Genomic DNA, 13,315 nt, shown 5'->3' on the forward strand with positions numbered 1-13,315 from the left:
CCTCACCCGCGTCGCCGCTGATGGGGATATCTCAGGGTCCCCCTCAAGTACTACGCCGACATGTCAGTAGCCCGTCGGGCGGATCAGGCCCGTCTCGTACGCGAACACCGCCGCCTGGGTCCGGTCCCGCAGCCCCAGCTTCACCAGGATCCGGCTCACGTGCGTCTTCACCGTCTGCTCGGCCAGCACCAGATGCCCCGCGATCTCCGCGTTGGACAGGCCCTGCGCGATCAACGACAGCACCTCCGTCTCCCGCTCCGTCAGCTCGTCGATCCGCGCCCGCGAGGGACCTCGCGGCGCGCCCATCCGCGAGAACTCCGTGATCAGCCGCTTCGTGATGTTCGGGGACAGCAGGGCTTCGCCGGCCGCCACGACCCGCACCGCCTCCGCGAGCTGATCGGCGGACGCGTCCTTGAGGAGGAACCCGGAGGCCCCGGCGCGCAGCGCCTCGTACACGTACTCGTCGAGGTCGAACGTGGTCAGCACCAGTACCTTCACCGTGGCCGCCGGATCACCGGTGATGATCGAGGTCGCTTCGATACCGCCCATGCCGGGCATCCGGATGTCCATCAGCACCACGTCCGGGCCCAGCTCGGAGACCTTCGCCACCGCCTCCGCGCCGTCCACCGCCTGCCCCACGACCTCTATGTCGGGCTGGGCGTTGAGGAGCACCGTGAACCCTTGGCGGACCATCATCTGGTCGTCGGCGATCATCACCTTGATCGGTCCGACCGGGTTGTTCAGGACGGTCACGGTCATCAGGCCTTCTTCGTCTTGTTCGGCCCGGCGGCGAGGCTTCCGGGAGGATCCATGGGGAGGACGGCGCTCACCTCGTACCCGCCGTCGGGGCTTGGTCCTGCGGCCAGTTCCCCGCCCAGCATGCCCGCCCGCTCCCGCATGCCGAGCAGCCCGTGCCCGGCGCCCGGGGACGGTGGGACGGGCCTGGTCGGCGCGCTGTTGGCGACGCACAGGTGAAGTACGCGCGGTCCGTACGCTATGCCGACCTCGACCCGTGAACCCGGTGCGTGACGAAGGCAGTTGCTCAGAGCCTCCTGCACGATCCGGTACGCGGTCAGCTCGACACCCGGGGTCAACGTCCGACGGATGCCCGCGACCGCGGTCGTGACCTCCAGACCGGCCCCCCGGACGTTGTCCACGAGGCTGCCCAACTCGGCCAACGTGGGCTGAGGATGATGGGAGTCCGCCGAATCGTCAGGACTCTCCGAACGCAGCACGCCCAACACCCGGCGCAGCTCCGTCAGGGCCTCCAGGGCGTTCTCCCGGATGCCCGCGAGGTTCTCCTTGAGCTCCTCGGACGGGTTCTCGACGAGGTGCGGGGCCACCTGAGCCTGGATGGAGATCACAGACATGTGGTGGGCGACGACATCGTGCAGTTCGCGGGCGATGCGGCTGCGCTCCTCCAGCAGCGTCCGCTGCGCCCGCTCCGCCTCGGTCAGGGTCTCCTGCTCCACGAGCTTGCCGCGGGCCAGCCGCGAGGCGCGCAGCGCGTACCCGAGGAGACCGGCGAAACCGAAGACGACCAGGGCCACGAGGGTGCTGGACTGGCCGCCGTCCGGCCGGCAGAGGGCTTCGGCCAGTCCGGTGCAGACGACCGGGACCGCGATGGTCGCGATGGTCACACGGGCCGGTACGCGCAAGGCGACCAGGAGGATCACCGGGGCGAAGGCGAAGAGACCGCCGGGCATCCAGGGCCACATCTGGCCCTGCCCCACGTGATCGTGGATTTCCCAGGCGGACATGCCCGCGGCGATCAAGCCGAGCCACCAGGCGGCGATGGGCCGGGACATCGCGATGGCGATGGCCGCGCCGGTCATGACCGACAGCGCCACGGGGGTACTGCCCGCCAGGCCGTAGTGGTTGAAGAGCTGACTGCCGTGGAGGAAGCCGAAGAACACCGCGGCGTAGACCAACACCACGTGCGGCAGCCGAGCCAGCCAACGGGGTCGTGACATCCGGGGCAGCGGGTCCCGCCGCAGGGTCAGGAGGTCCCGCGCAAGTCCCCTCAAAAAAGCGCGGGTTCGCACCGAGGGCGGATCCGGGTGTTCTCTCAGCTCTTCCACGTCGCCCACCCTAGGCATGGGCAGTCTCCCTCTCGGATGCCGGCCGCCGATCCCGGGAGGCGGAGCCGACGCGGACGACGCGACCACCACGAGCGGGCTTTCCCTGTTCGTACGTCCGGAACGCGGCCCAGCACACCATCAGGGCGGCCCCGAACACCGGCAGCCACAGCAGACGAGCCGCTATCCAGACGGGGGAGTCGGGAACGGTGTGCAGACCCGGCACATCGGCGGCGACCAGGAGGCCGAGGGCGGTGACGGCCATCATCGCGGTCTGGTGCCAGAGGAAGACGGTCATCGCGGACAGGTTCACCAGCGCCACCTTCGCCCACGCCCGGGGCCGCCGCATGGCTCGGGCGAGCCGGTCGCGGACCAGGAGGGCCAACCCGCACTGGGCCACACCGAACGCGACGGCCGCGATGGTCGGAGGGTTGAGGTTCGAGATCTCGGCGCCGGGGACACCCACCATGGACGCCGGGTACCCGCCCCAGAGGATCAGTGCGGTGGTGGCGAGCGCGCCGCCCACCAGCATGAGGAGGGCCGGGGTCCGTCGGGCGAAGGCTCCCCGGGACCAGGCGGCCCCCAGCGTGTACGGGACGAGCCAGCCGGCGGCGACATTGACCCAGCCGATCCACTCGGGACCATCGAAGCCGAAACGCCAGACATCCACACCCGCCACCACCGCGGCCGGCCACCACGGGCCCAGTCGGGCCACGAGCGGGGTCGCGGCGGTGAGCGCGGCGAACACCAACAGGAACCAGAGTGGTGACAGGACCAGCTTCACCAGCGACCTGACGGTGTCGAAATCCACCCCGCCGAGCAACATTCCGCCCGACGTGATCGCCCACACGGTGACGACCGCCGCCACCGGTCGGAACAGCCTGCGCAGCCGCCGGCCGATCCACACTCCGTACGAGACTCCGCGCGCCCGGGCCGACGCGTACCCCTGGGCCGCGACATGACCGCCGACCAGGAAGAAGACGGCCAGGGTCTGGAACACCCAGGAGACCGGGGCCAGCACGCTCATGTGGGCCAGCGGACTTGTCGTGCTCAGCCCGCCGTTGGCGGTGGTCATGGCGGTGACCAGCCAGTGGCCCAGCACCACGCCGAGGATGGCGAAGGCGCGCAGCGCGTCCACGGAGCGATCCCGTGAGGCGGGGGTGGCGGCGTGTACGCGGTCCGCGAGGTCGGACCAGCGGGCGGGACGCTTACGCATGGGAGGCCTCCGAGGAGTTCGGCCGCACGAGGACACCGGAAGCGGCTGCAGTGGTGACGACAGGGGCGGCGGCGGTGGAGCCGATGACGATGCGGGCCAGGCTGTCGAGGGACGCGGTGCCCGGCCGCAGGTAGTCGCTGTGCCCGGCGTCACCCGTCTCGAAGGCCAGGGCGCCGAAGGCGGGATCCATCGGGTCGGTGCCGAATCCCATGGAGCCGAGCCGCACATGGGGAATGTGGGCCACCCAGTCGTCGCCTCCGCGCCCGACCCAGACGCGGGCGGTGGTCGCCAGCTCGGCGACCGACGCGGCCCCCGTGCCCGGACTGCCGAACAGAACGGTGTCGGTGACCTCGGGGCCGGTCGCGGTGCGGGCGCAGACCACCGATCCGTAGGAGTGGCACAGGAGCGATATCCGGGCGGCGGGCCGGGTGGAGTCCCGCAACCCGTCCAGGAAGCGGCCCAGTTCGGCGGCGCCCTCGTCGGCGCGACCGGTGGTCAGGACGGTGGTGCTGACCGTGCCGGGGGTGTCGTACCCGAGCCAGGCGACCACGGCTGAGCGCGGATGCTCGGCTTGGAGGCGCTGCTGAAGGGCGACGGCCCCGGCACGGAACCTCTGGTAGGTGTCCAGGGTGGTGTCGGAACCGGGCACCAGCACGGCCACCCGGTCCGCGGTCTCCACATCGCCGAACACCTCGACGGCGCGCCCCTTCCCCCGCCCGTCGAAGCTCAGGAACCGAGCCCCGCCCGACGGCGCGCCCATGGCCCGGAGCTTCGCCGCCCGGCCGCCGCGCCCCGCGTCCTGTGCCATCCGGGCCGCCTCCGCGAGGTTGCCCAGGTTGGCGGCGTATCGGATCCGCGGGGCGGTGTCCGCGGAGAAGGACACCGGATCGGGGGCGGGCACGGCGGGTGGGGTGGCCGCCGACAGCGGGAACACCACGGCCGCGACGATCAGGCCGGCCAGCAGGGTGCGGGTCGTACGGCTGCCGATGCTCATGGCGTGCGTTCCTTCGGTCCGGGGTCCAGAGAGGGGTGCCTTCTTCTGGTTCCGAAGTTAGGAATCGGGCCTCGTGGTCGGCGTCACGCTGCGGAGCCCCCTTGGTGAGTGGCTCTCAGGTATGACAGGGGCTACCTACGAGCCATGGATCCGGCCCCGCCCACCCTCCGATCCGATGGCATGCCCTCGCGACAAACCGCCCACCGGACACGTTCATTAGGGTCCTGGGATGAACAACGACGATTGGCGCAAGGACCGCATCGGCAGCGCGCACCGGGGCGAGAACCCCACGGTGCTTCGCCGCCTCGAATCAGGCTTCGCGGTCATCGGGGACCGGCAATTCCTGCCGGGATACGCGGTCCTGCTGACCGACGATCCGGCCGTGACCCGGCTCTCGGACCTGCCCCCGGCGCGCCGGATCGCCTACCTCACCGACCTGGAGCGGTTCGCCGAGGCTGTCGAACGTGCCTGCGCGCGCCTCGATCCGGCCTTCCGCCGGGTCAACATCGAGATCCTGGGCAACACCGACCCGTACCTCCACGCCCACATCTGGCCCCGCTACGACTGGGAAGCCGCCGACATCGTCCGACTGCCCGTCTGGCGCTACGAGGACGAGGAGTTCTGGCGCGGCGACCGCCACGCCCTGGCGCCCCGCCACGACGCGCTGCGGGTCGCGATCGGCGAGGAGTTGGACCGCCTGCTCGGTCGGACCGGTCATCCCGGGGCGTCCGAACCGGCCTGACCGGGACGAACCGCCCGTGCCCGTGCCCGTGCCCGTGGACGAGTGGACGAGAGGGCGGTCAGCGGGGAGCGGGGACGAGGCGGGCGGCGAGGTCGGCCGGGAGTCGGGAGTCCGGAGTCGGTGTTCGGGTTTCGGGAGTCGGGTGTGGAGGCGGGGCGGCCACGCGGGCGGCGAGGACCCGCGGTTCAGTCCGCCACCAGGGGTTCCACGTAGCCCGCCCGCCAACGGGGTGCGGGATCCTGCCCGGGGCTGGTCCAGTACTCCCTGGCGCCCACGATCGCACCGTCCCGGACCGTCCACAGGGAGACGGCCCGGTAGACGACGTGGTCCTGAGGTATCTCCACCTCGGTGACGACGAGGTCTCCGTCGGCGAGGATGCGAAGGACCTCCACGGACCCTTCGTCGGTGTCGGCGTCGTCGCTCAGGACGGCGATGAAGTTGGCCCGACCCACGATGCGCTCGCTGCTGACCGGCCATTCGATGACCGCGTCCTCGGCGATCAACTCGGCGACGCCGTCCCAGTCGCGTGCCTCGATCCGCTCCCATAGTCGTGCCACTACGCTCAACGGCTCCATGTGCGGCAGTTTGCGATGGTGTTGACGCGCGCAACAAGCGCTGCCTGCAGGATTATTGACTTCGACACAAACGACCCGCGCCTACTCCCTGTCATACGTGAGAGGGGGAATCGCGGACCCCGTCAGCTCGCGCCGGAGGCTTCCGTCAGGCAGCAACCGGAGCCGGCTGACACCGCCTGCGGTGCAGGTCGCGGGGGCTCCGGAGATGACGGTCGAGGCGGCCAGTTCCACCCCGTCGCCATCCCCGAGAAGGGTGGCCCGCCAGGTGCAGGAGTAGCCCGGGTCCTCGACCCGAAGGTCCATGACGGGGTCGCCGACCGTGCCGGGAGTCAGCGTGAGGTGCCAGGTGGCGGTCCCGGATCTCGCCCGCCAGGCACCGGCGTAGGAATCGGGCAGCGCTGCCTTCACGGGTCCGGCCGCGGCAGCGCCGGTGGGCCCGGTGTCCGTGGTGCCGGTGTCCGGGGCGGGTCCGGTGTCCGCGGTGCCGGTATTCGCGTCGCCGGTCTTCGGGTCCCCGGTCGTCGGGTCCCCGGACTTGGGGTCCCCGGACTTGGGGTCCCCGGACTTGGGGGTGCCGGTCCTGGGGGGCACGGCCGCGGGCGGCGCGGTGTCGGCGCCGTTCGCCACCGGGCGGGCGATGGGCGGAGCCACCTCGGAGCCCGCACTCAGCACCGTGTGAACCGTGGCCCCCGCCGCGACGGCGACGACCGCGGCCACCGCCGCCAGGAAGGCCGTCGGGGCGCGGCGCGGGCGGGCCACCGGCGCGCGGTGCGGCCTGGGCGGCGGCGCCGGAGGCTGCTCGTGAACGGGCCCGCACACCGACCCGTGTGCCGCCCCGTGCGCCGGAGCGGGCGTCAGCAGTGGCGTGGGCGTGGGCGTGGGCACGTACGTGGCCCCGTGAGCCGACCCGCGTCCCGCTGCCCCGGTGCCCGCCCCATCGCCGCCCGTCCCATCGCCCGCCCCATGCCCCGCCCCGTACGTCGGCGGGTGTGCGGGCCTCGGGGGTGGCGGTCGGTCCGGGCCGGCGTCCTCGCGGTCGAGGAGCGCCACCGTCCGCCTGCCGAGCAGGGCCACCAAGGGCATCGGCAACCACGGCTCCAGGGCCCTGCCGTCGGCCGCGGTGTCCCCGGCACCGAACCGGGCCCATACCTCCGCGGACGTCGGCCGCGCGGCCGGATCCTTGAGCAGGCAGGCCCGTACGAGGTCGAGCAGATCGGCGGGTACGCCGGTCAGGTCGGCTTCCGCTTCGACGACGCGCAGGAGTAACCCGGCCGCGCCGCCGGGCTGTTCCGCGTCCCCGAAGGGCATTCGGCCGGTGGCCGCGTACGCCAGGACCGCACCCAGGTGGAACACGTCGCAGGCCGGCGTGATCGGCTCGCCGCGCGCCTGTTCGGGGGCCGTGAAACCGAGGGAGCCGACGAGCATCCCGGGCCGGGCGGAACCTTGATCGGTGCCGTCCGGGCCGTCCGGGCCGTCCGGGCCGTCCGGGCCGTCCGGGCCGTCCGGGCCGTCCGGGCCGTCCGGACTGTCCGGGCCGTGCGGGCCGTGCGGCGCCCCGGCGATGCCGAAGCCGATGACACGGGGGCCGTCGAGCGTGAGCAGCACGTTGGAGGGCTTCAGGTCGCGGTGGATCAGCCCGACGCGGTGGATGTCCCGGAGAGCGTGGGTGAGGCCGGTCGCGAGGACCCGTACGGTGCGCGGTGGCAGCGGCCCGAAGTCCCGGGCCACGGCCTGGCGCAGGCTGGGCCCGGCGACGTGGCCGGTGGCGAACCAGGGCACCTCGGCCTCCGTGTCGGCGTCGAGGACCGGAGCGGTCCAGTCGCCGCCGACACGGCGGGCGGCTGCGACCTCCTGCCGGAACCTGACGCGGAACTCCTCGCGGAGGGCGAGGTCGGGACGGACGAGCGTGACCGCGACGGTGCGTCCGCGGTCGGAACGGGCGAGGTAGACCTGGCCCGTTCCGCCGGCGCCGAGTCGGGAGAGCAGACGGTAGGGGCCGATGCGGTGGGGGTCGGCGGGGTCGAGTGGTTCCATGCCGGGTGGTCCCTCCCACGGGGGGTGGCCGGACGGGCCGAGCGTGGCGCGGTGGGCTCCGCGTGGGGAGGGACGGCGTCCGGGCGGGCCGTGGTTGCGGCGTTCCGCGGTTCCCGGGCCCGGGATTCCGTTTACGTGGCCGCGGCGTGCGGCTCCGCCGCCGGGCACGGTCAGGACGGGCCGGCGGCACCCCCCGGCGCGACATCCCCGACCACGACATCCCCGACCACGACATCCCCCTCTGCGGCCTCCCCGACCGCAGGATCCCCGCCCGCAGGGTCCCCGAGGGTGTCCAGGGCCGCCGCCAGGCGTTCCAGGACGCGGGCCGTCTCCGCGAAGGCCGACTCGCCCAGTTCGGCGGCGAGCCGGGCGGCCAGGGTGGCGTGGCCCGGGGCGATGCGCGCGATGGCGGCCCGACCGACCTCCGTCGGACGCAGCAACTTCGCCCGCCGGTGGGCCGGGTTGGGGACGTACTCCGCGAGGCCGCCCGCCGCCAGCAGGTCCGCGACGCGCTGGACGCTCTGGCGGGTGATGCCCATGGTGCGGGCGATGCCCGCGACGGGCAGCGGCTCCCGGAGCACGGCGCCCAGGACCTGCCAGCGGGCCGCGGTCAGACCGGCGGGTCGGGCCAGTTCCTCCGAGACGGCGAGGAACTGGCCGTTCAGCCGGAACACCCCGAGCGCCGTGCGGCTCAGCAGGTCTTGTCGGGCGCGCCCGGAAAGCCCCTCGCCCGCCCCCGCCTCGCCCGCCGTCCCCGCTTCCTCCCGCCCGGCCACCGACTCGGCCACCGACTCGGGCGCCGGCTCGGGCGCCGGCTTCCGCCCGCTCGCCGACTCAGGCATCGCCGGCTTCCGCGGCCGCCATCAGGACCGGGAACGCGCTCGCGTCCGAGTCGTGGAAGAGCCGGTACCAGGCGTCCAGTACATCGGGCTTGTACACGTCCAGCCGGGCGAACACCTCGCGTGCGAAGGCCACCGGCTCGGTCGGGCCCGCCGTGATCAGGTCGCCGTCCGTGACCGCGTCGGCCTCGACGTAGTCCGCACCGCCCCCGTACCCGGGCTGCGCTCCCAGGTACTCGGCGGCCCCGCTGGTGTGCGGGCGTCCGTCCAGCAGGCCGGCCCGGGCGAGGCCCGCGGTGGCTCCGCAGATCGCCGCGACCGGGACCCCGGCCGCCAGGAACTCGCGGGCCTTCGCCGCGAACGGCGCCAGCTCGTCCCCGGTGTCCCAGAGCGCCGCGCCCGTGAGGATCAGCAGGGAGGAGTCCTCGGGGCGCAGGTCCGCGAGGGCCTGATCGGGCAGGACGCGGAGGCCGCCCATGGTGGTGACCGGCGTTCCGGCGGTGGCGCCGACCGTGCGGACCTCGTGGCCGCGCTGGGTGAGGTGCGCGGTGGTGTGGCCGGTCTCCCAGTCCGCGTACGTGTCGTAGACCGCGAGGTGGACGGGCTTGCGCGGGGTCTCGCTCATGGTGCTCGCCTCCGTGTGTGGGTGTGCGTGCCTGTACGAGGTGCTCGTTGTCCTGCGGTGCGAGGCGGTGGTCAGTCACCCGAGGTGGGTGGTCAGTCACCCGAGATGGGTGGTCAGTCACCCGAGATGGGTGGTCAGTCACCCGGGGACGGGTGGTCGCCTTTCGACCGTCACCCCCTCGACACGACAGAATCCTGTCATGGCGACAGCATGCTGTCAATGAGCCTCGGTCCGGCCCGGCCCGGTGCAGACAGACTGCCGAGGGGTGGCCCCCACCCCCATACAGTCCGCCGATATCCCTCCCCACCTGCGCACTTTTAGCGTGACCGCATGACCCCTCATGTCACCGGCGCCTCCGTCAAGGCCGCCGACCGCGCCCACGTCTTCCACTCCTGGTCCGCCCAGGCCCTGATCGACCCGCTCGCCATTGCCGGGGCCGAGGGGTCGTACTTCTGGGACTACGACGGCAACCGCTTCCTCGACTTCTCCTCCCAACTGGTGAACACCAACATCGGCCACCAGCACCCCAAGGTCGTCGCCGCGATACAGGAGCAGGCCGCCCGGCTCTGCACCCTCGCGCCCGGCTTCGCCGTCGACGTCCGCTCCGAGGCCGCACGCCTCATCGCCGAGCGGACCCCCGGCGACCTCGACAAGATCTTCTTCACCAACGGCGGCGCCGAGGCCGTGGAGAACGCCGTACGGATGGCCCGGCTGCACACCGGCCGCCAGAAGGTGCTGTCCACCTACCGCTCCTACCACGGGGCCACGGCCGCCGCGATCAACCTCACCGGCGACCCGCGCCGCTGGCCCTCGGACACCGCCGCGGCCGGCGTCGTGCACTTCTGGGGCCCGTTCCTCTACCGCTCGCCCTTCCACGCGACCACCGAGGCCGAGGAGTGCGCCCGGGCCCTGACCCACCTCGCCGACACCATCGCCTTCGAGGGCCCGGCGACCATCGCCGCGATCATCCTGGAGAGCGTCCCCGGCACCGCCGGGATCATGACCCCGCCGCCCGGTTACCTGGCAGGCGTCCGTGAGCTCTGCGACCGCCACGGCATCGTGTTCATCCTCGACGAGGTCATGTCGGGCTTCGGTCGCACCGGCAAGTGGTTCGCCGCCGACCACTGGGACGTCACCCCGGACCTGATCACCTTCGCCAAGGGCGTGAACAGCGGCTACGTGCCGCTCGGTGGCGTGGCCATCTCCGCCGCGATCGCGGAGACCTTCGCCACACGCCCCTACCCGGGCGGTCTGACGTACTCCGGTCACCCCCTCGCCTGCGCCGCCGCCGTCGCGACGATCAACGCGATGGAGGAGGAGGACGTCGTCGGGAACGCCGCCCGGATCGGGGAGCGGGTGATCGGACCCGCGCTCGCCGAGATGGCCGAGCGGCACCCCTCGGTCGGGGAGGTCCGGGGGCTGGGCGCGTTCTGGGCGCTGGAGCTCGTACGGGACAAGTCGACGCGGGAGCCGCTGGTTCCGTACAACGCGGCCGGCGCGGGCAACGCGCCGATGGGCGAGTTCGCGGCCGCCTGCAAGGCGTCCGGTCTGTGGCCCTTTGTCAACATGAACCGGACACATGTCGTGCCCCCGTGCACGATCACGGAAACCGAGGCCAAGGAGGGGCTTGCCCTGCTGGACGCGGCACTGGAGGTGGCCGACCGGCACACGGTCGACGCGTAGGGATCCGGATGGCGGTCGTCCGGATATCGGGCGTCATATCCGTATACCGGCCACAAACCGTTCGGTTTCGGCCGCGCTGCCTGGCCTAAGGTGTCCGAAGTTCTACGGAGGAGACGGACCCCTATGCCAGGCAGCGGCGCTGTCACCCGCAACACACTTCGCCGGCAGATCGCGGACGCGCTGCGTGACGAGGTGCTGGCGGGACGCCTGCCCCCGGGGACCGAGTTCACGGTCAAGCAGATCGCCGAGCAGTACGAGGTCTCCGCGACCCCGGTGCGCGAGGCGCTCGTCGACCTCTCGGCGCAGGGGTTGTTGGAGTCCGTGCAACACCGGGGGTTCCGGGTCCGGACCTACTCCGTCGACGACTTCCGGGGCATGATCGAGGCCCGGATGCTGATCGTGGACGGGATATTCCGCCGGCTCGTCGAACGCGGCGCCGGGCCCGGTGCGGGCGAGATGCTCGTCTCCGTGCGACGTCGGGGCGAGGAGGCGCGACGGGCCGCGCAGAGCGGTTCGCTCGAAGTGCTGATCGGCTACGACCTGCGCTTCTGGCGGGAGTTGAGCGGGCTGGTCGGCAACACCTACATATCCGAGTTCCTGCACCGGATCCGCGTGCAGTGCTGGGTCTTCTCCGTCCCCCACCTGCAGGGCGCGTCGGACATGCGCGGCGCCCTGTGGGACGGCCACCGCGAACTGGTGGAGGCGGTCACGCGGGCGGACGCCACGGAGGTGCGCCGGCTCGTGCACGCGTACAACCAACACGGGTTGGACTGGGCGGCGGGACTGTAGTCGCCCCCGCCGGACCGTGGCCGCGCCGGGTGGACGGGCCCGTGCCGGTGCCCCGTCGAGGGTCGGCGGACGCCGCAGGTTCTGCGGACCTCTTCGCTGAGCGTGTCCGGCGCACTACGCTGGCGGAATCGGCGGCAACGACTGATCGGAGCCCGAGTGGCCTGTGACCTGTGGCTGGTCCCCCTTGTCGACGTGCTGTGCCACAGCCCCGACAACCCCTTCGCGGAAGAGATCGCCTCGTACGACAAGGCGTTGGGCGCGGCGGGGCTTCCGTCCGTGCCCGTGTTCGCGTACATGCCGGGGCTCTCCGGCGACGTCGCCCCGGTGGCCGGTTTCGACTACGACGCCCTGCACTTCCTGCGGAGGGCGTACCTGCTCCAGATCTGCGGACTGCCGGTGACCCCGGTGGACGAGCTGGGCGGGGACTACGAGCAGCTCCTGGAGATGTTCGAGTCGACGGCGCAGCAGTCGCACCTGGTGTGGCACTACGACCACGCGGGCGCGTACGTGCCCGTGGACTTCGCGGCTCCGCTGGCCAACGAGGAGCTGCTGGCCGGGGGCGGCCCGCTGGGATCCGCCCAGGGGCTGCTGCGGGAACTGGCCCTGGTCGCTCCCGCGATCGGGATAGACCCGGGGAACCCGCCGGCGGCGCCCGCTCCGCCGGGGCGGCCGACGTCCCTGGAGGAGCCCGCCGGGCCGATCCCGTACGACGACAGTCCGTTCGCGCGGGAGCGACACGTGTGGTTGGGGTTGCACGCGGCGGCGACGCGCAGCCTGGGCCAGGGTTCGATGATCATCTTCAGTTGACCGGCGACCGGCGACCGGCGACCGGCGACCACCACGCCGCGCCGCGACCTGCGACCGACCCGAACCGGCCGGCGGCCGACCCGCCCCGTCCGCCGGGGCGGGCCCCGTTCTCAGCGGGGCTGCTCCGGCGGGCGCTGGCGGGGCATGTTCGGCCGGGTGCCGGGCGGGAGCGGGAACCGGGCGGCCGGGACGCCCGGGTCGGTGCGGGCCGGGGACGTGGTCAGGGACTGCATGACCAGCGGCGCCGGTCCGGCCCGGAACTCCACCATCCAGTCCGCCGTCTCCGAGCGGACCAGGTCCGTGACGTCCTCCGAGAAGCGCCGCAGCACCGTCAGGCACCGCTCCGCCGCCTCGCTCGCCGTGCCCTCCGTGGGGCCCAGCACCTCCCGCACGTTCTCCGAGGCCCAGTCGAACTGCAACGCCTGGAGTCGCCGCTGCACAGCCTGGGCCGTGGCGACGTCCCGCATCCACCCGGAGGTCAGACCGAAGAACCGGTCGCAGGCCAGGCAGGCGGCGGCCAGCAGCAGGCACAGATACCCGTACGAGGACGCGCCCGGCGCCGAGCCCGTCAGCTCCAGCAGCGGCATGGCGGCCCCCGTCACGGCTCCCGCCGCGGCGCCGACCCGCAGGGCACGGGCACCCCGCCGCTTCCACGCCCGGTCGGCCAGATACCACTCGGCGGTGCGCAGCGCATCGGCCTCGACCCGTCGGTAGAGCTCGTCGAGCCGCTCGGCGGGCTCGCCCCAGTCCCCGAGAGGGAACGGTCGCCCGGTCAGGTCGCCGTCCTCTGCGGGATCCCGGGGTGGCCCCTCGGGCTGCATCTCCGGCTGACTCACCGGGCACTCCCTCTGCCTGCGCTGACGTGTCGTGGTGCGCGTGTGCGCAATGGTGCGCATGCTCTTCCTACCTTCGAATGACACGCGATGGACGACG

12 protein-coding genes and 1 pseudogene are annotated in these 13,315 nt (G+C 72.7%); 4 read left to right on the plus strand and 9 right to left on the minus strand.

Translation table 11 applies throughout. From position 1 onward, the window contains the following. Positions 1 to 63 precede the first annotated feature (63 nt). The 4 genes from ACFYW3_RS25725 to ACFYW3_RS25740 all read right to left on the minus strand — a co-directional run bounded on the left by ACFYW3_RS25725 (position 64) and on the right by ACFYW3_RS25740 (position 4,288). Positions 64 to 759: a response regulator transcription factor gene (locus ACFYW3_RS25725; RefSeq protein WP_351749557.1), complete on the minus strand. Its 696-nt coding sequence runs from the start codon at positions 757 to 759 to the stop codon at positions 64 to 66. Further along, the gene (locus ACFYW3_RS25730; RefSeq protein ID WP_389387464.1) at positions 759 to 1,973 is read right to left on the minus strand and encodes a sensor histidine kinase; all 1,215 of its coding nucleotides are present in this window, start codon (positions 1,971 to 1,973) and stop codon (positions 759 to 761) included. Before ACFYW3_RS25730 ends, ACFYW3_RS25725 begins: the two co-directional genes overlap by 1 nt. Positions 1,974 to 2,091: 118 nt before the next feature. Beyond that, on the minus strand, positions 2,092 to 3,294 hold the full coding sequence (locus ACFYW3_RS25735) for an acyltransferase (RefSeq protein WP_351749553.1): 1,203 nt from the start codon (positions 3,292 to 3,294) through the stop codon (positions 2,092 to 2,094). Then, positions 3,287 to 4,288, minus strand: a complete 1,002-nt coding sequence (locus ACFYW3_RS25740; protein WP_351749551.1) for an alpha/beta hydrolase — start codon at positions 4,286 to 4,288, stop codon at positions 3,287 to 3,289. The genes ACFYW3_RS25735 and ACFYW3_RS25740 overlap by 8 nt, the downstream gene beginning before the upstream one ends. A 229-nt stretch (positions 4,289 to 4,517) precedes the next feature. Here ACFYW3_RS25740 and ACFYW3_RS25745 point away from each other — a divergent pair, with 229 nt between their 5' ends. Next, positions 4,518 to 5,030 carry an HIT family protein gene (locus tag ACFYW3_RS25745; RefSeq protein WP_389387465.1) on the plus strand — a complete coding sequence of 171 codons (513 nt, stop codon included), beginning with the start codon at positions 4,518 to 4,520 and terminating at the stop codon, positions 5,028 to 5,030. Between the two features lie 185 nt (positions 5,031 to 5,215). Here the strand turns inward: ACFYW3_RS25745 and ACFYW3_RS25750 are convergent, their stop codons facing one another. The 4 genes and pseudogenes from ACFYW3_RS25750 to ACFYW3_RS25765 form a co-directional block, all read right to left on the minus strand. Then, complete coding sequence (locus ACFYW3_RS25750) at positions 5,216 to 5,605, minus strand: nuclear transport factor 2 family protein (protein ID WP_351749547.1); 390 nt, start codon at positions 5,603 to 5,605, stop codon at positions 5,216 to 5,218. An 81-nt stretch (positions 5,606 to 5,686) separates the two neighbouring features. Further along, the gene (locus ACFYW3_RS25755) at positions 5,687 to 7,639 is read right to left on the minus strand and encodes a serine/threonine protein kinase (RefSeq protein ID WP_389387466.1); all 1,953 of its coding nucleotides are present in this window, start codon (positions 7,637 to 7,639) and stop codon (positions 5,687 to 5,689) included. Positions 7,640 to 7,896: 257 nt separating this feature from the next. Next, positions 7,897 to 8,481, minus strand: a pseudogene (locus ACFYW3_RS25760) (MarR family winged helix-turn-helix transcriptional regulator); the annotation flags it as partial. Beyond that, on the minus strand, positions 8,474 to 9,103 hold the full coding sequence (locus ACFYW3_RS25765) for a DJ-1/PfpI family protein (RefSeq protein WP_351749543.1): 630 nt from the start codon (positions 9,101 to 9,103) through the stop codon (positions 8,474 to 8,476). The pseudogene ACFYW3_RS25760 and the gene ACFYW3_RS25765, both read right to left, overlap by 8 nt. Positions 9,104 to 9,433: 330 nt before the next feature. Here ACFYW3_RS25765 and ACFYW3_RS25770 point away from each other — a divergent pair, with 330 nt between their 5' ends. The 3 genes from ACFYW3_RS25770 to ACFYW3_RS25780 all read left to right on the plus strand — a co-directional run bounded on the left by ACFYW3_RS25770 (position 9,434) and on the right by ACFYW3_RS25780 (position 12,382). Next, entirely contained in the window at positions 9,434 to 10,786 is a 1,353-nt protein-coding gene (locus ACFYW3_RS25770) for an aspartate aminotransferase family protein (RefSeq protein ID WP_389387467.1), read from the plus strand. A gap of 123 nt (positions 10,787 to 10,909) precedes the next feature. Continuing rightward, the gene (locus ACFYW3_RS25775; RefSeq protein WP_351749539.1) at positions 10,910 to 11,575 is read left to right on the plus strand and encodes a GntR family transcriptional regulator; all 666 of its coding nucleotides are present in this window, start codon (positions 10,910 to 10,912) and stop codon (positions 11,573 to 11,575) included. 156 nt (positions 11,576 to 11,731) lie between these two features. Next, entirely contained in the window at positions 11,732 to 12,382 is a 651-nt protein-coding gene (locus tag ACFYW3_RS25780; protein ID WP_053676943.1) for a hypothetical protein, read from the plus strand. A gap of 110 nt (positions 12,383 to 12,492) precedes the next feature. Here ACFYW3_RS25780 and ACFYW3_RS25785 read toward each other — a convergent pair whose 3' ends face one another. Further along, entirely contained in the window at positions 12,493 to 13,218 is a 726-nt protein-coding gene (locus tag ACFYW3_RS25785; RefSeq protein ID WP_351372009.1) for an SLATT domain-containing protein, read from the minus strand. Positions 13,219 to 13,315: the final 97 nt, after the last annotated feature.

The sequence above is a fragment of the Streptomyces sp. NPDC002602 genome, from assembly GCF_042889445.1.
Classification (GTDB): Bacteria; Actinomycetota; Actinomycetes; order Streptomycetales; family Streptomycetaceae; genus Streptomyces.